Source organism: Acidimicrobiales bacterium, assembly GCA_035630295.1.
Classification (GTDB): Bacteria; Actinomycetota; Acidimicrobiia; order Acidimicrobiales; family Iamiaceae; genus Iamia.
Map to the genome: position 1 here is coordinate 1 of DASQKY010000011.1, position 21,056 is coordinate 21,056.

Annotated in this window: 22 protein-coding genes and 1 riboswitch; of the genes, 9 read left to right on the plus strand and 13 right to left on the minus strand. The window is 75.2% G+C overall.

From position 1 onward, the window contains the following. From VEW93_02975 to VEW93_02995, 5 genes are all read left to right on the plus strand, one after another. Positions 1–641: hypothetical protein (locus tag VEW93_02975; GenBank protein HYI60749.1), on the plus strand; the 641-nt coding region annotated here is incomplete at its 5' end. Between the two features lie 126 nt (positions 642–767). Beyond that, a complete protein-coding gene (locus VEW93_02980; protein ID HYI60750.1) occupies positions 768–1,265 on the plus strand; it encodes a DUF4193 family protein in 498 nt (165 codons plus the stop codon). A 27-nt stretch (positions 1,266–1,292) separates the two neighbouring features. Further along, positions 1,293–1,838 carry a hypothetical protein gene (locus VEW93_02985; protein HYI60751.1) on the plus strand — a complete coding sequence of 182 codons (546 nt, stop codon included), beginning with the start codon at positions 1,293–1,295 and terminating at the stop codon, positions 1,836–1,838. A 7-nt stretch (positions 1,839–1,845) separates the two neighbouring features. Next, entirely contained in the window at positions 1,846–2,346 is a 501-nt protein-coding gene (locus VEW93_02990; protein HYI60752.1) for a GNAT family N-acetyltransferase, read from the plus strand. Then, the gene (locus VEW93_02995) at positions 2,343–2,753 is read left to right on the plus strand and encodes an NUDIX domain-containing protein (protein HYI60753.1); all 411 of its coding nucleotides are present in this window, start codon (positions 2,343–2,345) and stop codon (positions 2,751–2,753) included. Before VEW93_02990 ends, VEW93_02995 begins: the two co-directional genes overlap by 4 nt. Positions 2,754–2,773: 20 nt before the next feature. Here the strand turns inward: VEW93_02995 and VEW93_03000 are convergent, their stop codons facing one another. From VEW93_03000 to VEW93_03015, 4 genes are all read right to left on the minus strand, one after another. Beyond that, positions 2,774–3,547, minus strand: a complete 774-nt coding sequence (locus VEW93_03000) for a crotonase/enoyl-CoA hydratase family protein (GenBank protein HYI60754.1) — start codon at positions 3,545–3,547, stop codon at positions 2,774–2,776. Between the two features lie 84 nt (positions 3,548–3,631). Further along, positions 3,632–5,545, minus strand: a complete 1,914-nt coding sequence (locus VEW93_03005; GenBank protein HYI60755.1) for a hypothetical protein — start codon at positions 5,543–5,545, stop codon at positions 3,632–3,634. Between the two features lie 147 nt (positions 5,546–5,692). After that, a complete protein-coding gene (locus VEW93_03010) occupies positions 5,693–5,950 on the minus strand; it encodes a hypothetical protein (GenBank protein ID HYI60756.1) in 258 nt (85 codons plus the stop codon). 224 nt (positions 5,951–6,174) lie between these two features. After that, entirely contained in the window at positions 6,175–7,980 is a 1,806-nt protein-coding gene (locus VEW93_03015; GenBank protein HYI60757.1) for a hypothetical protein, read from the minus strand. A gap of 221 nt (positions 7,981–8,201) precedes the next feature. Between VEW93_03015 and VEW93_03020 the strand changes: the two genes are divergently transcribed. Continuing rightward, the gene (locus tag VEW93_03020; GenBank protein ID HYI60758.1) at positions 8,202–8,963 is read left to right on the plus strand and encodes a class II aldolase/adducin family protein; all 762 of its coding nucleotides are present in this window, start codon (positions 8,202–8,204) and stop codon (positions 8,961–8,963) included. Positions 8,964–8,985: 22 nt separating this feature from the next. Here the strand turns inward: VEW93_03020 and VEW93_03025 are convergent, their stop codons facing one another. Beyond that, positions 8,986–9,534 carry a hypothetical protein gene (locus tag VEW93_03025; protein HYI60759.1) on the minus strand — a complete coding sequence of 183 codons (549 nt, stop codon included), beginning with the start codon at positions 9,532–9,534 and terminating at the stop codon, positions 8,986–8,988. 145 nt (positions 9,535–9,679) lie between these two features. After that, a riboswitch (glycine riboswitch) is annotated at positions 9,680–9,767 on the plus strand. 147 nt (positions 9,768–9,914) lie between these two features. Here VEW93_03025 and gcvP point away from each other — a divergent pair. After that, a complete protein-coding gene (gcvP, locus tag VEW93_03030) occupies positions 9,915–12,773 on the plus strand; it encodes an aminomethyl-transferring glycine dehydrogenase (GenBank protein HYI60760.1) in 2,859 nt (952 codons plus the stop codon). Positions 12,774–12,788: 15 nt separating this feature from the next. On the opposite strand, the gene gcvT is transcribed toward gcvP, so the two are convergent. The 8 genes from gcvT to VEW93_03070 all read right to left on the minus strand — a co-directional run bounded on the left by gcvT (position 12,789) and on the right by VEW93_03070 (position 20,172). After that, positions 12,789–13,847, minus strand: coding sequence for a glycine cleavage system aminomethyltransferase GcvT (gene gcvT, locus VEW93_03035; protein ID HYI60761.1), 1,059 nt, complete (start codon positions 13,845–13,847; stop codon positions 12,789–12,791). 62 nt (positions 13,848–13,909) lie between these two features. Continuing rightward, positions 13,910–14,392, minus strand: a complete 483-nt coding sequence (locus tag VEW93_03040; GenBank protein ID HYI60762.1) for a MerR family transcriptional regulator — start codon at positions 14,390–14,392, stop codon at positions 13,910–13,912. 122 nt (positions 14,393–14,514) lie between these two features. Continuing rightward, entirely contained in the window at positions 14,515–15,003 is a 489-nt protein-coding gene (locus VEW93_03045; GenBank protein ID HYI60763.1) for a bifunctional nuclease family protein, read from the minus strand. Positions 15,004–15,079: 76 nt separating this feature from the next. Next, positions 15,080–16,042: a MerR family transcriptional regulator gene (locus VEW93_03050; GenBank protein ID HYI60764.1), complete on the minus strand. Its 963-nt coding sequence runs from the start codon at positions 16,040–16,042 to the stop codon at positions 15,080–15,082. Between the two features lie 3 nt (positions 16,043–16,045). Next, positions 16,046–16,531 carry an FHA domain-containing protein gene (locus VEW93_03055; GenBank protein HYI60765.1) on the minus strand — a complete coding sequence of 162 codons (486 nt, stop codon included), beginning with the start codon at positions 16,529–16,531 and terminating at the stop codon, positions 16,046–16,048. A 3-nt stretch (positions 16,532–16,534) separates the two neighbouring features. Next, positions 16,535–16,915 carry a glycine cleavage system protein GcvH gene (gcvH, locus tag VEW93_03060; GenBank protein HYI60766.1) on the minus strand — a complete coding sequence of 127 codons (381 nt, stop codon included), beginning with the start codon at positions 16,913–16,915 and terminating at the stop codon, positions 16,535–16,537. A gap of 43 nt (positions 16,916–16,958) precedes the next feature. After that, the gene (locus tag VEW93_03065; protein HYI60767.1) at positions 16,959–19,445 is read right to left on the minus strand and encodes a sugar phosphate nucleotidyltransferase; all 2,487 of its coding nucleotides are present in this window, start codon (positions 19,443–19,445) and stop codon (positions 16,959–16,961) included. Between the two features lie 10 nt (positions 19,446–19,455). Further along, a complete protein-coding gene (locus VEW93_03070) occupies positions 19,456–20,172 on the minus strand; it encodes a CDP-alcohol phosphatidyltransferase family protein (protein HYI60768.1) in 717 nt (238 codons plus the stop codon). Positions 20,173–20,266: 94 nt separating this feature from the next. Here VEW93_03070 and VEW93_03075 point away from each other — a divergent pair, with 94 nt between their 5' ends. Further along, positions 20,267–20,689: an HIT family protein gene (locus VEW93_03075; GenBank protein HYI60769.1), complete on the plus strand. Its 423-nt coding sequence runs from the start codon at positions 20,267–20,269 to the stop codon at positions 20,687–20,689. A gap of 177 nt (positions 20,690–20,866) precedes the next feature. After that, a partial coding sequence (locus VEW93_03080) for a hypothetical protein (protein ID HYI60770.1) occupies positions 20,867–21,056 on the plus strand: 190 nt, incomplete at its 3' end.

Sequence of the window (21,056 nt, forward strand, 5' to 3'; positions counted from 1 at the left end):
CGCGGCGCTCCCGGGCCGTCGCCCGGCCCACCCCCTCGGCCGGCACCGTCTGGAAGGTCCTGGCCGTCCTGGGCGTCCTCGGCACCATCGGCTTCGGGCTGGCCTGGCGCAGCGCAGATGCCCGCGCCGTGACCGAGGACGGCCTCGCCCCCGAGGTGGTCGCCATGCGAGACGCCGGGCGCGAGTTCGCCATCGCGCTGACCAACTTCGACGCCGGCACCATCGACGCCGACTTCGACCGGATCGTCGACTTCGCCACGGGCGACTTCGCCGAGGAGGCCGATCGCTTCTACGACGAGGAGATCCGGTCGCAGCTGCGCGAGGCCCAGGCCACCAGCCGCAGCGAGATCCGCGACATCTACGTCCAGAGCTTCAGCGGCGACACCGGCGTCGTGTTCTTCACCGCCGACCAGACCATCGCCAACAACCTCAGCCCCCAGCCCATCACCGACACCCTGCGGGTCGAGCTCGGGATGGTCGAGGTCGAGGGGGAGTGGAAGGTCCGCACCGTCGAGGTGCTCGACGCCCCGGCCGGCAGCCAGCTCGACGCATCGAACCTGGAGGACGGGGCGGAGGCCGATCCGGCGGCGCCCACGGACGAGACCGATCCGGGCTCGACGACCACCGTCGCCGACGGCTAGCGAGGGGCCGGGCGCCCGCGCATGACGGACGCCACGTCGCACCCGGCCCCGGGTGCGTTGCAACGGGCGGGGCGCGGCCTATGATCCGCCGCGATCGCCCAACCCGCAAGGCTGCCGAAGGACCCCATGGCTGACGAAGACCCGACCGCCGACGACGACGTCGACATCGACTCCGACGAGCTCGACGAGGACGAGGTCGACATCGACGAGGAGGACATCGACGAGGAGGACGACCTGGTGGTCGACGCCGACGTCGTCATCGACGACGTCCTCGCCGACGAGGACGACGAGGACGAGGCCGTCGTCGAGGCCGAGCCCGCCGCGGTCGTCACCAAGGGCAAGGCCAAGGCCGACAGCGAGGACGACGAGGAGGACGAGGACGAGCCCGATCCCGACGACGTCGAGGAGGATCTCGACCAGATCCTCAAGGATCGGATCGCGGCCAACGACGACGACGATGACGACGACGAGGACACCCCCGTCGTCGACACCACGCCGGCCGAGCCCGGCGGCCGCGTCCAGCCCAAGCGCCCCGGCGAGTTCACCTGTCAGTCGTGCTTCCTCGTCAAGCCCCCCAGCCAGCTCGCCGACGCCGATCTCCAGTACTGCCTCGATTGCGTCTGAGACGCCGGCAGACGGGAGGATGGTGACGTGAGCGAGGATCGGAAGCCGTCGGTCGAGGCCGCGTTGGACCTGCTGGTGTACGCCCCCCTGGGGTTTGCCCTCGAGGCCCGGGGCCTGCTCCCCAAGTTCGTCGAGCGGGGCAAGAACCAGGTGACGATGGCCAAGATGGTCGGCCAGTTCGCCGTCCAGCAGGGCCAGGTCGAGGCGAGCAAGCGGCTGGGACCGGTCCAGGAGCAGGTCGAGACGGTGCTGGCCGATCTGGGCCTGGTGCCCCGGCCGTCCTCGTCGACGTCATCCGGGTCGTCCGCCTCGACGTCGACCACCCCGACGGCCGACGCCGATCCGGCTCCGGCCCCCGTCGTCGAGCTGGTCCCCGAGCCCGCCGTCGACACCGCCCCGGCCGACCCGTCGGACCTGGCCATCCCCGACTACGACAGCCTGGCCGCCAGCCAGGTCGTGCCCCGGCTCCGGGCCCTCGGGGCCGACGAGCTCGAGGCCGTCCGGGCCTACGAGGCCGCCGGTCGGGGCCGCAAGACGATCCTCAACCGCATCGCCCAGCTCCAGGCCGGATAGCACCCCCGTGGAGGAGGTGCGGGTCGCCACCGAGGACGACCTCCCCGAGCTGGTCCGCCTCGCCGAGCTGGCGCGCACCGAGCTGGGCGAGGAGCGGGGCGGGCCCATGTGGCAGCTCCTCCACGGCCGCCCCGACCCGCTGCCGGCCACCCTCGTCGCCGACCTCACCGAGGCCGCCAGCGACGCCGGCGTCGTGCTGATCGGGCTCTACGCCGGCGCCCCCGCCGCCTACGCCGCCGCCCACCGCGAGCAGCTCGGCGACGGCACGTCCATCGCCGTGGTCAGCGACGTCTACGTCGAGCCCGGTTTCCGGGCCGTCAACCTGGGCGGGGCGCTGATGGAGGAGCTGATCGCCTGGGCCCGCGCCCACGACTGCCGGGGCATCGACGCCCTGGTGCTGCCGGGCATGCGGAACAGCAAGAACTACTTCGAGCGCTTCGGCCTCACCGCCCGGGCCATCCTCGTCCACAAGGATCTGCGCACGGCCCCGGCCGAGGACCCGGCATGACCCGCCCGCTGCCCGTCCTCGGCGTCTCTGCGGTCGTCACCGACGCCGACGACCTCCTCCTCGTCCAGCGGGGCACCGAGCCCTACGCCGACCTCTGGGCCCTCCCGGGCGGCCACGTCGAGGAGGGCGAGACGCTGGCCGAGGCCATGACCCGCGAGCTGTTCGAGGAGACCGGTCTCGAGGGCGCCTGCGGCGAGCTCCTGGCGGCGCGCGAGGACATCGGCGAGCTGGGCCACTTCGTCGTGCTCGTCCACCGCGTCCACCTGATGGACCGGGGCGAGCCCGTCGCCGGCGACGACGCCCGCGACGCCCGCTGGGTGCCGCTCGGCGACGTGGCCGAGCAGGTCCTGGTGCCGGGTCTGGCCGAGCTCCTCCACGAGCACGGCATCATCCCGACGATCGCCTAGGGCGACCTGCCCTTCTGGGGCTACTTGCCCTTCCAGACGGGGTCGCGCTTCTCGGCGAAGGCGGTGAGGCCCTCGCCGAAGTCCTCGGTGCCGAACATCTTCATGATGCCCTCGCCCGACATCTTCCAGCCGACCTCGTCGGGCTGGTCGGTGGCCTCGATGACGATCTTGCGGCTCTCGGCCACGGCCAGCGGGGCGGCGGTGCAGACCTGGGCGGCCAGCGCCTGGGCCCGCTCGAGGGCGTGGCCCTCCTCGGCCAGGTGGTTGACCAGGCCGTAGTGGTGGGCCTGCTCGGCCGGGAAGTCGAGACGGCCGGTGAGGGCCAGCTCCATGGCGATGTTGCGGGGGATCTTGCGGGGGAGGCGGAACAGCCCGCCGGCCGCGGCGACCAGGTTGCGCTTGACCTCGGGGATGCCGAAGACGGCCGTCTTCGACGCCACGACCATGTCGCAGGCCAGCACGATCTCGGTGCCTCCAGCGAGGGCGGGGCCGTCGACGGCGGCGATCACGGGCTTGGTGCGCTCACGCTGGACGAAGCCGCCGAAGCCGCCCCGCTTGGTGGACATGCCCCCGGGATCGGTGGCCATCTGCTTGAGGTCGGCCCCGGCGCAGAAGATCCAGCCCTTCTCGGTCTGGCCGCCGGTGATGATCCCGACCCAGGCCTCGCCGTCCTCCTCCAGGCGGTCGATGGCCGCCTCCAGGCCCTGGGCGACCGCGGTGTTGACCGCGTTGCGGGCTTCCGGGCGCTTGATCGTGATGACGGCGACGTGGCCGTCCAGCTCGTACTCAACCATGGCCCGGGACCCTAGATGACCGGCGCCCGCATCTGGACCGCTCGGTCAAGTTCGCCGGGGCACGCCCACCGGGCGCGGCCGGCGCTACTCGCTGGCCGGCTGGGAGCCCCGGTCCTCCTCGTCGCGGCCGTCCTCGACGGGCACCGCCGGCTCCACCGGGGTGTCCTCGGCCCCGGCCGCGTCGGCCGGGTCGGCCTCGGGAGGCAGGTCGGGGGCGGGCGCGTCGGGCGTGGCCGGGGGTCCGGGCGTCTCGACGTCGGGACCGGCTGGCTCCTCCTCCTCGGCCGGGCCGGGCTCCTCGGCGGTGCCGGGGGCGGACGGGGGCTCGGGAGCGGGGTCCTCGGCCACCGGGGCGGAGTCCGGCTGGGGCTCCGCCGGAGCCTCGTCGACCGGCCCGTCCTCGGCCGGCGCAGGAGCAGCGGCGGGGACCTCCGCCGGCACGGCCTCGGGCGCCTCGGCCGCGGGCTCGGCGACCTCCGGTCCCGGGGAGGCAGGCGCGGCGGCCTGGTCCGTGGCCGCCCCCGGCTCCTCGGACACGGCCGGGGGGGCCTGCGCCTCCGGTGCGACGGCCGGCTCGGTGGTCGGCTCCTGGGCCCTGGGGGCCGGGGCCGGCGGGGGAGGGGGGACCGGGCGGGCGCCGCCGCTTCCGGGGCCGCCCTTGACCGGGCCGCGACGGCCGGGACGGCGTCCCTTGGCCGGGGCGGGCTCGACCCCGAGGGCCTGGGCCACCAACGGGGCGTGGGCGCCGGCCGCGGCGACCACCGCCTTCAGCTCGTCGGACGGGGCCTCGGGGACCGAGGCCGGGGCCACCTTGGCGTGGACGGGGGAGAGGGCCAGGGCGTCGAGCACGGTGGCCCACCGCTCGGTGAGCGTGTCCGAGGTGAGCGAGGCGCTGGCCGCCTCGACCATGCGGGCGGCCAGGTCGGGGGGGAGGGGGGAGCCAGCCTTGGGGGGGCGGGAGCTGACCCGCAGGGCCCGGACCACGCGACCCTCGCCCAGGAGCTGGGCCATCTCGGCCAGCCAGGCGGCCTGGTCGGCCTCGACCCGGCGCTCCAGCCCCTCGCGGAGCTGGACGGCCAGGGCCTTGGCCTCGTCGTCGCGGGCGGCCGACTCGGCCGCCGCCACCACGGTGCGCAGGTCGCGCAGGTCGAGCTCGGCCAGGTCGGCCAGGGCCGCCTCGGCCCGGTCCCGCCAGTCGGCGGCCCGCAGGCGGGGGAGCAGGCGCTCGGCCAGGCCCTCGATGTGGGCCGCGTCGACCTCGGGGCGACCCTCGGCCCGGGCCTGCGTGTTCTGCTTCTCCACGGCCTGGCGGACGGCGGCCATGCCACCCCGCAGGACCTCCTCGGCGATGGGGCGCTCGTGGGCCTCCAGCGTGTCGAGCACGGCCCGCCGGTGGGCGCGCTGGGGGCGCAGCCGCTTGGGGCGGGGCTTGGCGTCGTCGGGACGGCGGCGGGGGCGGTCCGGGCGCCCGGTGTCGCGGGGGCCGGCGTCGCCCCGGCCGGCGCCGTCACGGGGGTGCCGGGCGCTGCGGTCGCTGGCCGGGCGCCCACCGGGCCGGCCGTCGCTGCTGTCGGGCCGGCTGTCGCCACCGCTCCGGCCCCGGTCACCACCGGGTCGCCCGTCGCGCCCGCCGGGACCCCCGGGGCCGCTCCGGCCCCGGCCACCCCGGCGGTCGCCGTCCCGGTCGCGGTCGCGGTCACGGCCGCCCCGCTTGCCCACCAGCTTGCTGGTGACCAGGTCCTCGTCCCGCAGGTCGCGGCGCACCAGCTCCAGGCGCTCGGGCTCGGCCCGGGGCCCCTTGCCGGGGAGGACGGCGGTGATCTCGGTGCCGTCGAGGCCGATCTCCACCTCGACCCGGAGCACGTCACCGACCGAGGGCGCGCCGGGGAGGACGCCCGAGGCCACCACCCCCTTGGGTTGGCGGGCCCCAGCGGCGCGCCACGTCCAGGACCCGTCGTCGCGGGTGCTCGTCAGCTCGATCTCGATCCGGCGGGCCATAGGGCGGCCACCGTACTCCCCGCCCCGGTCACAGTCCGCAGCCGATCCGGTGGCGGGCCCCGGTGGCCGGCCCCGCGGGCTGCGGTGGCCATCGGGGCCCGGCCGGGCCACTCCGGCCAGACCGCCCATAATCATCGTTATGTCAAGTTATGAGGAGGGCCGGCCGGTGAGGTCGGTGCGGGGCTCGATCCACGTCCGCACCAGCGGGCGGGCGTTCTCGAGCAGCCAGTCCAGGGCTTGGCGCACCTCGGCCGGGTCGTCGCCGGCGGCGGCCAGGTCGGTGTCGACGTCCTCCACCGCGGCGTGCAGGCAGTACAGCGCGCCCTGGAGGTCCTCCAGGGCCTGGCGGCCGATGATCACATCGTCGTCGCCCAGGCCGTGGGCCGCGGCCAGCTTCCCGGCCATGTGGGCCTGCTGGCGGCACCCCTGTCGGCAGAACCGCCGGGGCCGCCCCGGTCCGGCGGCGGGCGGGAGGCGGCGCCCGCACCACCGGCACCGCCGGTCGGGGTCGGCCCGGCCCACCATCGCCCGATCCCCCGCGCCCTCCGCTCCTCCGGGTTCCGTCACGTGACGAAACTACCGTGTCGGGCAGGGCCGGGGGTGGACGGCGGGCGGGTCGGTGCCGCCGGTCAGAGGGAGCGGACCCGGGGGCCCCGCACGGCCCGCTCCACCGCGGTCATCGGGCGGGCCGGTGGCGAGCCGCCCTCGGCGCTCCCCTCCTGGCCGGTGGTGGTGTCGGGTTCGCTGGCCGGCTCCCGGGGCGCGGCCCCGTCCGAACCGTCCCCGGCGGGCGTCCGGGGCTCGGCCGCGGGCGCGTCCGCCTCCGGCCCGTCGGTCGGCACCTGCGGGTCGGGCGCCTCGTCGGCCGGCGTGGCCTGTCCCGGCGTCGCGCTCGCTGGCTCGGCCTCGGCCGGTGGGCCCGGTGCGGTCCCGCTCGACACCGGAGACGTGACAGGCTCCGTCATGGGCGGGGGAGCGGAGGGGGCCGGGAGCCGGGCCCGGCCCGAGCCGGGGGGAGCGGGCGCGGGCGGCGCTCGGCGGCCCGGGGCCACGCCCACCGAGACCAGGAGGTGCTCCACCGCGGCGCCCACGTCGACCGGGTGGCCGTCGATGGACACGGCGTCGGCGTCGGTGGGGGGCGGCGTGTCGAAGGGGGCGGGGACGGGCCGCTCCTCCCCCGCCCGGGCGGGGTCGGCAGCGGCCTGCGGGTGGGCGGCCCGGGCCCGGGCCGCCTCGAAGCGCTCGCGCAGGGCGCGCAGGTCCTCAGCGCGGCCGCTGTCCTGGTACAGGTCGACCAGGGTCAGGAAGAAGGTGGGGTCGAGCTCCCCGCCCGTCTCCGCCACCTCGTCCTCGACCGCGTCGAGCAGGCCCAGCAGCAGCGCCTCGGCGGCGTCGGCCCGGCCCAGGGCGAACATCTCGGCGATCTCGTCGCGGTAGGTGCTGTGGTGCCGGCCCCCGAAGGTGCCGGGCGCGCCCACGCCCATGATCCGGCGGCGGACGCGGTCCCGGGCCCGGCCCAGGCCTGGCTCCCCGTGGTCGGGTCCGCCGTCCCGGGCCGCCACCGGCGTGGGCTCCGGGATGGTGGGGACGGTGCCGGCGGCCAGCTCGGCCAGGGCGTCCAGGTCGGCCCGGGCCGCGGGCTCCTCCCCGGCCAGGGTGTACACCTGGGCCCGTTCCTCCAGGGCCGCGGCCAGGACGGCCAGGCTGCGGGTGGGGACGGCCAGGGCGTCGCTGGCCGCGTCGAGGGCGGCGGGGCCGTCGCCCACGGTCCGGGCCGCCACGCTGCGGGCCACCAGGGCCAGGGCCGAGACGTCGTCGACGTTGGCCAGGCGGGTGGTCAGGTCCAGCGCCTGGGCGTGCTCGCCCATGGTGAGCAGGGTGGCGGCCAGGGCCAGCACCACCGCCGGCTCGGGCGGCAGCTGGCGCAGGACGGCCACCGCGTCGGCCGGCCGGCCCTGGGCGCCGCTCAGCTCGGCCAGCAGGAGCCCCAGCGCAGAGCGCGACACCGGCACCAGGGCGGGGATGCCGGGGGCCAGGCCCACGGCCACCTGCAACCCGGCCCAGTGGCGCTGGAGGAGCTTGGTGGCGCCCGGGTCGGCCGGGGCCGACAGGGCGGCGATCAGCACCTCGGCGGCCAGGGCCGGGTCGATGCCCAGGGCCCGCCCGGCGTGGAGCACGCGGGCCGCGTCCTGGGCCGAGCCGGGCTGGGCGGCCAGGCGGCCCAGGGCGTCGACGTCGTCGGCGGCCACCGCGGCCAGGAGGGCCTTCTCGGCCCGGGGGGCCACCGGTGAGGGGCGGACCCGCCCGGCCACCGCGGTGGGATCGGTCGGGCCCTGGCCGGACAGGACCCACATGCGCCACGGGGAGGGGGGGAAGGTGGGGGCGGGCTGGCCCGGCGCGCCGAGCAGGAGGTCCACGTGGCCCGTCAGGTCCATTCCGTCGTCTTCTCCGTGGAGGCCGTCGTCGGGCTCCCGGGGTCCGGGAGCGGTGGTCGAGGTCCCATCGGCCGCTCGGGCCCGAGATCCAGCACTCGGGCCGGAAACGGGCCGGTCCGGGCGGCCTCGCCGCCGGTGACGGCGGACCGTCGGCGGCCTAGCGTGGGTGGGGTTCGCCCACCGGCCCCCCGCCCCGCCGGTCCCCGCCGAGGAGCTCCCCCATGACCGATCTCGTCCCGCCCAGCCCCTTCGTGGAGCGCACCCCGGAGGAGGAGCGGGAGCACCGCAAGCGGCGCCTGGCCGGCGCCTTCCGCCTGTTCGGGCGGTTCGGCTTCGACGAGGGCGTGGCCGGCCACATCACCGCCCGCGACCCCGAGCGGGCCGACCACTTCTGGGTCAACCCGTTCGGCATGAGCTTCAAGCGCATCCGGGTCTCGGACCTGATCCTGGTCGACCACCAGGGCGAGGTGGTCGAGGGGACGTGGCCGGTCAACCGGGCCGCCTTCGCCATCCACTCCCAGATCCACGCCGCCCGGCCCGACGTGGTGGCCGCCGCGCACTCCCACTCCCGCTACGGGCGGGCCTTCTCCACCCTGGGCCGCACGCTGGCCCCCCTGACCCAGGACTCGTGCATCTTCTACGAGGACCACACCCGCTTCGACGACTACACCGGCGTGGTCGACGACGTGAGCGAGGGCAAGCGCATCGCCCACGCCCTGGGTGGGGCCAAGGCGGCCATCCTGGCCAACCACGGCATCCTGACCGTGGGCGAGACGGTGGACGAGGCCCTGTTCTGGTACGTGACCATGGAGCGGACCTGCGAGGTGGAGCTGGTGGCTCGGGCCGCCGGGGAGCCCAACGAGATCGCCCCCGAGGTGGCCGCCGCCACCCGGGAGCAGATCGGTTCGCACCTGGCCGGCTGGTTCAGCGCCCAGCCCCTGTTCGACTGGATCGAGGCCCAGGAGCCCGACCTGGCCGACTGAGGCCGCCCCGGCCCGGGGCGCCTCAACCGGTGGTGGTCGTGGTGGTCGGCGCGCTCAAGGTGTAGATGATGGTCAGGTTGCCGTCGACGGCGTTGGCCGTGTCGGTGACGGCCACCAGGGCCTGGTGGTCGGGGCCGGTGGCCCGGACGCTGGCGCTGGCGGAGCCGCCGTTGTCGGTCGTGGTCTCGTCCTCGATGGTGTAGCCGGCCCCCTCCAGCTGGGCCACGATCCCGTCGGTGACCGCCCCCAGCTCGCCGTCGAGGCCGGCGGTGACGGTGATCTGCCCGGCCTGGTCGGTGGCCAGGACGATCTTGGCCCCCTCGGGCAGGGCCAGGTCGGCGGGCCAGGCGTCGGGCAGCTCGGCCTCGCCGCCGGCGTTGAGGTCGAACTCCTGGTCGTCGCAGTTGCCGGAGAGGCCGCCCCCGCCGGAGTCGATGTCGACGTCCTTGCAGGTCGAGTTCCGCTCCACCGCCTCCTCGGCCACCGTGTCGGCCACCTTGCTGCAGCCCACGCCGCTGGCCACCAGGGCCAGCCCCACCGCTCCGGCCGCCATCGCCCGTCTGATCTCCATGCCGTCCTCCGTCTCGTCGGCCCCGGGATGGGGAGCCGGGACCCATCATGGGGGCGCCCGGCGGTCGGGGGCTTGAGTGGCCGGTACGCAACCGGCCGGGGGGCGGGCCCCCGGCCCGGGTCGGCTGGTAGCGTGGCCGGGCTGTCGACCCCGTGCGGGAGAGGCCCAACGTCGGGCCGCCGAAGGAGCAACTCCTCCCGGAATCTCTCAGGCCCCAGGACCGCACGGGCGAGGCGACGCTGGAAAGAGGTCGGTCCGCCGGCCCACCGACGGTGCAAGCCGGTCCCCGGGCCGGTGAACCTCTCAGGTGCCGATGACAGCGGGGAGGGCAGCCGAGCCGGAGCGCACCCCGCTCCCCCGCCGTCCCCTCCGGAGATCCCATGTCCGACCGCACCCGCCTGAGCACCCCGGGCTCCGGCCTGCCGTTCGCGGCCCGCCACATCGGGCCCACCGACGACGACCAGGCGGCCATGCTGGCCGCCCTGGGCTACGGCTCGCTGGACGAGATGGTGGCCGACGCGGTGCCGGCCGGCATCCGCGACGTGGCCCCCCTGGACCTGCCCGAGCCGGTGGGCGAGGCCGAGGCCCAGGCCGAGCTGGCCGCCCTGGCCGGCCGCAACCAGGTGGCCACGTCCATGATCGGGCTCGGCTACCACGGCACCCTCACCCCCCCCGTGATCCGCCGCTCCATCCTGGAGAACCCGGCCTGGTACACGGCCTACACGCCGTACCAGCCGGAGATCTCCCAGGGTCGGTTGGAGGCCCTGCTGAACTTCCAGACCCTCATCGCGGATCTGACCGGGCTGGCCCTGGCCAACGCCTCCCTGCTGGACGAGGCCACCGCCGCGGCCGAGGCCATGACCCTGGCCCGGCGGGCCTCCAAGGCCCCGGCCGAGGCTGCCTTCGTGGTCGATGCCGACTGCCACCCCCAGACGGTGGCCGTGCTGCGCACCCGGGCCGAGCCCCTGGGCCTGGCCGTGGTCGAGGCCGACCTGTCCGCCGGCCTGCCCGAGGGCGACGCCTTCGGCGTTCTGGTCCAGTACCCGACCAGCACCGGCCTGGTGCGCGACGACGCGGCCCTGGTGGCCGCGGCCCACGACCAGGGCGCCCTGGTGGTGGTGGCCGCCGACCCGCTGGCTCTGTGCCTGCTGCGGCCCCCGGGCGAGATCGGCGCCGACGTGGCCGTGGGCTCGGCCCAGCGCTTCGGCGTGCCCATGGGCTTCGGCGGCCCCCACGCCGGCTACATGGCCGTGCGCGACGGCCTCCAGCGCTCGCTCCCCGGCCGCCTGGTGGGCGTCTCGGTCGACGCCGACGGCGCCCCGGCCCTGCGCCTGGCCCTCCAGACCCGGGAGCAGCACATCCGCCGGGAGAAGGCCACCAGCAACATCTGCACGGCCCAGGTCCTGCTGGCCGTGATCGCCTCCTCGTACGCCGCCTACCACGGCCCGGACGGCCTGGCCGCCATCGCCGAGCGCACCCACCGGGCGGCCCGGGTGCTGGACGCGGGGCTGCGGGCCGCCGGGGTCGAGGTGGTCCACGACACGGTGTTCGACACGGTGCTGGCCCGGGTCCCGGGCCGGGCCGACGCGGTGACGGCCGCGGCCGGCGCGGCCGGGGTCAACCTGCGGCGGGTGGACGGCGACCACGTGGCCGCCACCTGCGACGAGACCACCACCCTGGCCCACCTGGACGCGGTGCTGGCCGCCTTCGGCGCCCCCGCCGAGGCGGCCCGCCTGGCCGACGACCTGGGCGAGGCCCCGGCCGTGCCCGACGCGCTGGTCCGCACCTCGTCCTACTGCACCCACCCGGTGTTCTCGGCCCACCGCTCCGAGACGGCCATGCTGCGCTACCTGCGCCGCCTGTCGGACCGCGACATCGCCCTGGACCGGGCCATGATCCCCCTGGGCTCGTGCACCATGAAGCTCAACGCCGCGGCCGAGATGGAGCCCATCACCTGGCCCGGCTTCGCCGGTGTGCACCCCTTCGCCCCCCGGGACCAGGTCCAGGGCTACGCCGAGCTGATCGACGACCTGGAGCGCTGGCTGGTGGCCATCACCGGCTACGCCGCGGTGTCGCTCCAGCCCAACGCCGGCAGCCAGGGTGAGCTGGCCGGCCTGCTGGCCATCCGCTCCTACCACCGGGCCCGGGGCGACGAGGGCCGCGACGTGTGCCTGATCCCGTCCTCGGCCCACGGCACCAACGCGGCCAGCGCGGTGATGGCCGGCATGCGGGTCGTGGTGGTGGCGTGCGACGACGACGGCAACGTCGACCTGGACGACCTGCGGGCCAAGGTGGCCGAGCACGCCGGGACCGTGGCCGCCCTGATGGTGACCTACCCGTCGACCCACGGTGTCTTCGAGGAGGCCATCGGCGAGATCTGCGCCGCCGTGCACGACGCCGGCGGGCAGGTGTACCTGGACGGGGCCAACCTCAACGCCATGGTCGGCCTGGCCCGGCCCGGTCGCTTCGGCGCCGATGTCAGCCACCTCAACCTGCACAAGACGTTCTGCATCCCCCACGGCGGCGGCGGCCCGGGAGTGGGCCCGGTGGCGGTCGGCGCCCACCTGGCCCCGTACCTCCCGACCCACCCGCTGGTGCCCGAGTGCGGGCCGGCGGAGACCGGCCCCGGCCCGGTGTCGGCCGCCCCCTGGGGCTCGGCCGGCATCCTGCCCATCCCGTGGGCCTACGTCCGCATGATGGGGGGCGAGGGCCTGCGGCGGGCCACCCAGGTGGCCATCCTCAACGCCAACTACATGGCCCGGCGCCTGGCCGAGCACTACCCCGTGCTCTACTCGGGCCGCAACGGGCTGGTGGCCCACGAGTGCATCCTCGACATCCGGCCCCTCACCAGGGCCACCGGCATCACCGTCGACGACATCGCCAAGCGCCTGGTCGACCACGGGTTCCACGCCCCCACCATGAGCTTCCCGGTGGCCGGGACCCTGATGGTGGAGCCGACCGAGAGCGAGGACCGGGCCGAGCTGGATCGCTTCTGCGACGCCATGATCGCCATCCGGGCCGAGGCCGACACCCACCCTGGCCTGCTCCAGGGGGCCCCGTGGACGGCCGAGGCGGTGCTGGCCGAGGCCTGGGACCACCCCTTCACCCGGGCCGAGGCCGCCTTCCCGGGGGCGGTGCGCCGGGCCGACAAGTACTGGCCGCCGGTGCGGCGCATCGACGGCGGCCACGGCGACCGCCACCTGGTCTGCTCGTGCCCCCCGGTGGAGGACCTGGCCTGACTGTGACCCGCGCCCTCAGGGCTTGGACACGAAGGGGGTCCGGACCACCCGGGCCGGCACCGGGGCGCCCCGCACGTCGATGGCCACCTCCAGGCCGGGGTCGACCGCGGGGGGCAGGAAGGCCAGGGCGATGCCGTGGCCCAGCGTCGGGGAGAAGTTGCCGCTGGTCACCTCCCCCACCGTCTCACCGTCGATCAGGACGGCCTGACCCTCCCGTGGAGGTCGACGGCCCTCGACGGTGAGGCCCCGGAGCCGGCGGGCCACGCCCCGCTCCTTCTCGGCCGCCAGGGCGGCGCGCCCGGGGAAGTCGCCCTTGTCCCACCGCACCACCCAGCCCAGGCCGGCCTGGAGGGGGGTGATGCCGGGGCCCAGCTCGTGGCCGTGGAGGGGCAGGCCGGCCTCCAGGCGGAGGGTGTCGCGGGCCCCCAGGGCGGCCGGGGTGCAGCCGGCGGCCACCAACGCCTCCCACAGGGCCGGGGCGTGCTCGGCCGGGACCGCCACCTCCACGCCGTCCTCACCGGTGTAGCCGGTGCCGGCCACCACGCAGGCGATCCCATCCCAGGTGAAGCGGGTGACGCCGAAGCGGGGCACGGCGGCGGCCTCGGGGGCCACCGCGGCCAGCCGGCTGCGGGCCTCGGGGCCCTGCACGGCCAGGACGGCGCGGGTGGCGGTGACGTCGGTGGCTCCCTCCCCCAGCGCCCCGGTGACCCGGTCGGTGTTGGAGGCGTTGGGCATGACGTCGAAGCGCTCGTCGTCGACCCACCACACGATGATGTCGTCCAGCACCGAGGCGTCGGCCGGGTCCAGCAGGTGCGTGTACTGGGCCCGCCCCGGGCCGATGCGGCCCAGGTCGTTGGTGAAGGCCCGCTGGATGGCCTGGTGCGCCCCCGGCCCCTCGACCCGGACGGTGCCCAGGTGGCTGACGTCGAACACCACCGCGCCGGTCCGGCAGGCCCGGTGCTCGGCCAGCGTGCCGTCCGGGTAGCTGACCGGCATGTCCCAGCCGCCGAAGGGCACCATGCGGGCCCCCAGCGAGCGGTGGACGGCGTCGAGCGGTGAGGTGCGGCTGGTCACGGCGGGCGACTGTACCGGCCCCCCGGGCCGGGTCGGTCCACCCTGGACGCTTGTGGTCCAGGTCAGAGGGCGGCGGCCACCGTGCCGCCCGCGGCCGGGCCCTCGCCGGCCGGGGCGGCCGACGGGCGCAGCTCGTGCACGGCGGTGTCGAGCTCGCCCTTGAGGCCGTCCAGGGTGACCAGGTTGAGGTTCAGCACCCCCTGGCCGTGGAGGCCGTTCACCACCTCGATCATCTCGGCGTCGTCGCGGACCAGCACGGCCGAGGACCCGGTGATGACCAGGCGGGCCGAGGCCACGTCCTCACCCAGGTTGGTGCGCAGGTAGGTGAAGGCCTCGCGCACCGACTCCAGCTTGATGCCGGAGTCCAGCATGGTCTTGATGAGCTTCAGCTCCAGCAGGTCGCGGTAGCTGTACTCGCGGCGGGAGCCGCTCCCCCGGGCGTCGGCCAACGACGGGCGCAGCAGGTTGGTTCGGGCCCAGTAGTCGAGCTGCCGGTAGGTGATGCCCACGATCTCGGCCGCCGCTTTGCCGCTGAAGCCGTCCATGGGCACGATCCTCCGGGGTGAGGGATCACAGGGGCGTAGTTACGCCACTGTGGGCTGCCCAACCTACGCCCGTCCCGCCCTCCGGGTCAACGCCCGTCGGGGTCGTTCCCGAAGGGTTCGGGTCAGGACGCGAAGTCCTCCGGGTTGACCGAATCGATGAACTGGCGGAACTCCTCCACCACCTCGGCCTCGGGCTCGCCGTCGTCCTCGGTCTCGTCCTCGGCCGGGAAGCCGGCCTCCTCCAGGACCTCCTCCGAGGCGTAGATCGGGGTCCCGACCCGGACGGCCAGGGCGATGGCGTCCGAGGGCCGGCTCGACACCCGGTGCACGCCGTCGGCGGCGTGGAGCTCGATCTCGGCGTAGAACGTGCGGTCCCGCAGCTCGGTCACGCTGACCGACTCGATGCTGACACCCAGGTCGTCGAGCAGGTTGCGGACGAGGTCATGGGTCATGGGCCGGGGGGTGACGACCTCCTCCAGGGCGAAGGCGATGGCCGTGGCCTCCGGCCCCCCGATGAAGATGGGCAGGACCCGGCGCTCGCCGGTGCGCTCGCGCAGCAGCGCGATGGGCGTGTTGGAGGGCAGCTCCACCCGCACGCCCACCAGGTCCATCTCGATCACCCCCGCAGGATATCGCCGGGGAGGGAGAGGGCACTCGCACCGGCCGAGGTCGCCCGGGAGTGGGCGGCTAGCGCAGGTGCTCGGACAGGGCGGCGCGCAGCAGGGCGGCGCGCAGCCCCTGGCCCAGGCCGGCCAGCTCCACCAGGGTGTCCTGGGCCTGGCGGCGGGACTCGGGGTTGCGCTGCTTCACCAGGGGCAGCACCAGCGACTCGAGCAGGGACGCCTCCCGCTCGGCGGTGGTCTTGAACAGGCGCAGGTGGCGGGCCTCGACCCCGTGGGCCAGGAAGCCACAGGACTTCTGGGCGATGACCAGGTCCTCGCCGTCGTAGAACAGGTCGGCCCCCACCGCCTGGCCGGTGATGAGGCCGTAGTCCTCCAGCGAGGCCAGCTGGGCCGCGGTGAGCCCGCTGGCGGCCAGCATCTCGTCGGTGGTGAGGCTCACGGAGCTGACGTCGGCCTCCAGCGGGTCGGAGCCGTCGCCGATGTCGGCGGACCGGCCCGAGCGGCCCCGGTCGGCCTTGGCCCGGGCTGCGTCGGCCATCCAGATGGGCAGCGCCGCGGGCTCGGTCGGGCCCTCCGGCACCGGGGCGGGCGCGGCGGCGACCGGCGGGGCGGCTGAGGGGGCGGGGGCGGCCGCCGGCGACGGGGCCGGGACCGGGGCGGCGGCCGGCGGGTCGGCGGTCGGCTCGGCGGCCGGGGCGGTCCCCGCCGCGGGCACGGAGGCGGCGGCGCCGTTGCCGGAGCGATCGGGCGCCGCCATCTCGCCCTCGATGCCGGCCTCCAGCCGCTCCTTGATGACCTTCAGGGGCAGGAACTTGTCCCGCTGCTGGGTCAGGATCCACCGCAGCCGGCGCACGTCGCCCTCGTAGAACTTGCGGTACCCGGAGGGGGTGCGCTCGGGGTCGAGCAGCCCCTGGCTCTCCAGGAAGCGGATCTTGGAGATGGTGACGTCGGGGAACTCGTCCTGCAGCAGGCTGAGGACCTCTCCGATGGAGAGGTGGGACCGGTCGGTGGAGCGGGTGGTGGCCATGGTTTACCCGTTGGCCTCGGCGCCGGCCACGAAGACCAGCTTGAACTTCCCGACCTGGACCACGTCGCCGTCGGCCAGCTCGCCCTCCTCGATGCGCTCCCGGTTCAGGTAGGTGCCGTTGAGCGAGCCCACGTCGCGGACCACCAGGCGGCCACCGCCGGCCCGGACCACCTCGGCGTGGCGGCGGGACACGGTGACGTCGTCGAGGAAGATGTCGCTGTCGGGGTGGCGACCGGCGGTCACGGTGTCCTTGTCGATGGCGAAGGTCGACCCGGCGTTGGGCCCGGCCCGGACCACCAGGACGCCGTCCCCGGGCAGCTCGTCGAGGTCGATGCTGACCTCGTCGGGGCTGCCGGCGGGCGACTCCAGCTGGAGCTGGATGGTGGGGCGGTCCTGGACGTCGGCCTCCAACGGGGCGCCGCACGACGAGCAGAAGTTGGCATCCGGGGCGTTGTGGTGGCCACAGCGCTGGCACTCGAGGTCGGCCACGGGCTACTCCTCGATCAGGCTCCGGTAGGCGGCCGGGTCGAGCAGGGCGTCGGTGGGGGCGCCGTCGTCGACCTCGATGACGCAGATCCAGCCCTCGCCGTACGGGTCCTCGTTCAGCCGCTCGGGCGTGTCGGCCAGGTCGGCGTTGGCCTCGACCACGGTGCCGGCCAGGGGGGCGTAGATCTCCGACACCGACTTGGTCGACTCCACCTCGCTGACGGTGTCGCCGGAGGCCACCGCCACGCCCACCTCGGGCACCTGGACGAACACCACGTCGCCCAGCGCGTCCTGGGCGTAGTCGGTGATGCCGATGCGGAGGCGGGTCCCGTCGGTTCGCACCCACTCGTGATCCTTGGTGTAACGCAAGTCCTCCGGGACGTTCATGCTCGCAACCTACCCCACGCCCCGGCGTGGCTCCGGCGGAGGCTCACCGGACCAGTTGCCGTAGTCGGCGACCGTACTCCTGGGCCCGCGACCGGGCGTCGGCCTCCCGCCCCGCCTCGGCCCAGATGTGGGTCAGGGGCTCGGCCGGGTCGGGTAGGGCCAGGGCCCAGCCGTCGTCGTGGAGGACCTTGACCCCGTCCACCAGGACCAGGCGCTCCGGGTCGGCGCGCTCGACCAGCGACCGCATGACCAGGCCCTTCTGCTCCCAAGGCGTGACCACCACCTCGTGGGCGATGTGGGGGCGGGGCAGGTCGTCGACCACGGCCGACAGGCGCACGTCGTTGCGGGCCAGCAGCTCCAGCAGCTTCACCAGCGTGGCGGCGGCGTCGAAGGCGGGCAGGAAGCCGGGGATGATGTAGCCCCCGTCGGTGCTGCCGGCGAAGCCCACGTCCTTGTCGTCGGCGGCGGCCATGAGGGCGGCTGACGAGGTCTTGGCCTGCCTGATGGTGGCCCCGGTGCCGGCCACCAGGTCCTGCAGGTGGCTCGTGGCCGTGACCGGGACCACGATGGTGTCGCCGTCGATGCTCCCGGCCACCAGCCGGACCAGGGCCATGAGGGCCTGCCCGTCGCTCAGCACCCGGCCCTCGTCGTCGACCAGGGTGAGGCGCTCGCCGTCGGGGTCCAGCACCGCGCCCACGTGGGCGCCGGCCGCGGTGACCAGCGAAGCCGCGTGCGCCGCGGCCCGGCCCCGATCGAAGCCGATGGACGCCTGGGTCGAGGCGTAGGGGTTGACGGCCAGCACGTCGGCGCCGAGCTGGGCCAGCACCGTGGGCATGGTGAAGGAGGTGGAGCCGAAGCCGTAGTCGGTGACGATCTTGAAGCCGGCGTCCCGCACCACCTCCAGGTCGACGGTGGCGCCGAGGGCGTTGGTGTAGTGCTCCAGCACCCGGGGTGGGAAGTCGATGTCGCCGATCTCCTCGGCCGGCACCCGGCGGTAGTCCTCCCGGGAGAGCTGCCGCTCGATCTTGCGCTGCGCCGCCTCGGAGATGTCGAGCCCGGCCCGGTCGACGAAGCGGATGGACACCGTGTCGGGGTCCTCGCCGTCGAGGCGCAACGTCACGCCCCCGGACACCACGGGCTGGCGCACCGCGAACCGGGTCACCGGCACCGACGCCACCTCCAGGTCGAGCACGTTGATCCCGGCGGCGTTGAGCCCCGACATGAGGGCCCGCTTCAGCATGCGGGCGGCCCGGCTGGAGTCGCGGGAGGTGGCCACGGTGCTGCCCTTGGGCAGGGCGCTGGCCCAGGCCATGGCCAGGCGGGTGGCCAGCTCCGGGGTCATGTCCACGTTGGCCAGGCCCGACACCGCCGAGCCACCGAACAGGCTGCGGGCCCCCCGGGTCTCCAGGATGATCGAGGAGTTGACGGTGGCCCGGGCCTCGATGGTCTTGAACGGGTACACCTTGACGCCGGCGCCGACCACGGCCTCGTCGCCGACGAAGCACTGGTCGCCCAGCACCGACCCCTCGTCCAGGCGGGCGGCCCGCCGGATCTCGCTCGAGCGCCCGACGACCGTGCCCCGCAGGCGCGAGCTCTCCCCCAGGTACACGTTCTCGTAGACGACGGAGCGCTCGACCGAGGCGTCGGCCCTGACCCGGGCGTTGCGGCCCAGCACGGCGTAGGGCCCGATGCGGGCCCCGGCGCCCACCCGGCAGCCCGGGCCGATCACCGCCGCCCCCACGATCTCGGCGGTGGGGTCGACCTCGGCCCCCTCGCCCAGCCACACGCCGTCGCGGAGGTGGAACCCGGGCACCTCGACCTTGACCGTGCCGTCCAGGACGTCGCGGTGGGCCCGGACGTAGGCCTCCAACGTGCCCACGTCCTCCCAGTAGCCCTCGGACACCGCTCCCACCATGGGCAGGCCCTGGGCCAGGAGCTCGGGGAAGACCTCCCCCGAGAAGTCGACGGGCCGGTCGGCGGCGATGTGGTCGAAGATCTCCGGCTCCAGCACGAAGATCCCGGTGTTGATGGTGTCGCTGAACACCTGGCCCCACGTGGGCTTCTCCAGGAACCGCTCGATGGAGCCGTCCTCGCGGGTGATGACGATGCCGAACTCCAGCGGGTCCTCCACCGCCACCAGGCCGATGGTGGCCATGGCCCCCTTGGCCTCGTGCTCGGCCACGATCCGGCTGAGGTCGATGTCGGTGAGCACGTCGCCGGAGATGACCAGGAAGCGCTCGTCGAGGACGTCCATGGCGTTGCGGACCGACCCCGCGGTGCCCAGGGGCTGCTCCTCGGTGGCGTAGGTGATCTCCACCCCGAACTCCGACCCATCACCGAAGTAGGTGCGGATCTGGTTGGCCAGGAAGGCCACCGTCACCACGATCTCGGTGAAGCCGTGGTCGCGGAGCAGGCCCACGATGTGCTCCATCATCGGCCGGTTGGCCAGCGGGAGCATGGGCTTGGGCGTGTGGGAGGTGAGGGGCCGGAGGCGCGATCCCTCGCCCCCGGCCATGATGACGGCCTTCACCGCCCCGAACCTATCGGGCGCCCGACCGGCCCGATGCCGGGGCCCGGGCGGCCCCGCCGGCGGCGGTTCCCTCGGCCCCGTCCGACTCGGCCGCGGCCTCGGCCGCTCGCCCGGCCCGGCCCGCCCGCAGGGCCTGGAGGCCCAGGGGCACGTAGAGGCCCAGGGCCACGTAGGAGAGCACCAGGCCGGGAGCGGTGAAGCCCCAGGCCACCACCGAGGCCGTCTCCCGCCAGCCCACCGTGCTCTCGGCGGCCAGGAACATGGGGATGGCCACCATGTTGCAGAACGTCCCGGCCTTGCCCCACCACGTCACGTCGACGCGGGTGCCCCCGAGGGCGGCCAGGCCCACGGTGGCCACCGAGACGGCCAGCTCCCGCCCCAGCACCAGCCACGCCACCCACGGCGGGATGGAGCCGTCGACCACGATGGCCAGGCCCCCCACGAAGAAGAGGAGGCGGTCGGCCACGGGGTCGAGGACCTTGCCCACCGTGGACACCTGGTTCCAGTGCCGGGCGATGTAGCCGTCGACGAAGTCGGTGGCCCCCAGGATGCCCAGGAGGGCGGCGGCCGCGGCCCGGTTGTCCCGGCCGAAGAGGAGCCAAAGGAAGACCGGCAGGCACGACAGGCGCACCACGCTGATGGCGTTGGGGAGCGTGAGGATGCGGTCCTCGCCCGGCAGGGGGTCGGCGGCCGCGGTGGGCTCGGGCTGGGCCGTGGCGCTCGACACGGCCCGGAGCCTACGGGGTGGCGGCGGGGTCCGACCGAGGCGCCCCCCGGACCCACCCCGCCGGGCAGGCCGGCGCCGGTCCTACCATCGGGCCATGGCCTCGATCTTCAGCCGCATCATCGCCGGCGAGCTGCCCGGTCGCTTCGTCTGGCGCGACGACCGCTGCGTCGCCCTGCTGACCATCGCCCCCACCGCGCCGGGCCACGTGCTGGTGGTGCCGGTCGAGGAGGTCGACCACTGGGTCGACCTGGACCCCGACCTCCTGGCCCACGTCATGGACGTGGCCCGCCAGGTCGGCCGGGTCCTCCAGGACGTGTTCTCCCCCACCAAGGTCGGCGTCCTGGTGGTGGGCGAGGAGGTCCCCCACGCCCACGTGCACCTCATCCCCTTCACCGACCTGGCCCAGCTCGACCTGTCCACCGCGGATCCCTCCCCCGACCCCGCCGCCCTGGACGACGCCGCCGAGCGCATCCGGGCCGGCCTGCGCGCCGCCGACGCCCCCGGCGTCCCCGACTGACGACTCCCGCCGCCGGCGGCCCCGGAGGAGGCCGAACCCCGGCCCGCACGGCCCGGAGCGATCACGGCCTCTGTCTCGACCGCCGGCCAGGCTGGCCCGGACCTGTGCGGGGACCCGCACCACGGGTTCTCTGGTCGATCAGGTTGATCGAACGCGTGTTCGGGCAAGGTGGATGCCGTGAAGATGTCCGACTCCCCCACCTCCAGTGCTGCGCCAGTGGACCTGTCGACGCGGCTGGGTGAGGTGGAGGTGCTGCTGGCGGGGCTGGCGGGTGATCTGGTGCCCGAGCGGGTGCCGGGGCACGCGTTGGAGCGGGTGATGGGGGTCCTGGGGCGCATCGAGCGGCGGGCCGGTGGGGCCCGGCTGG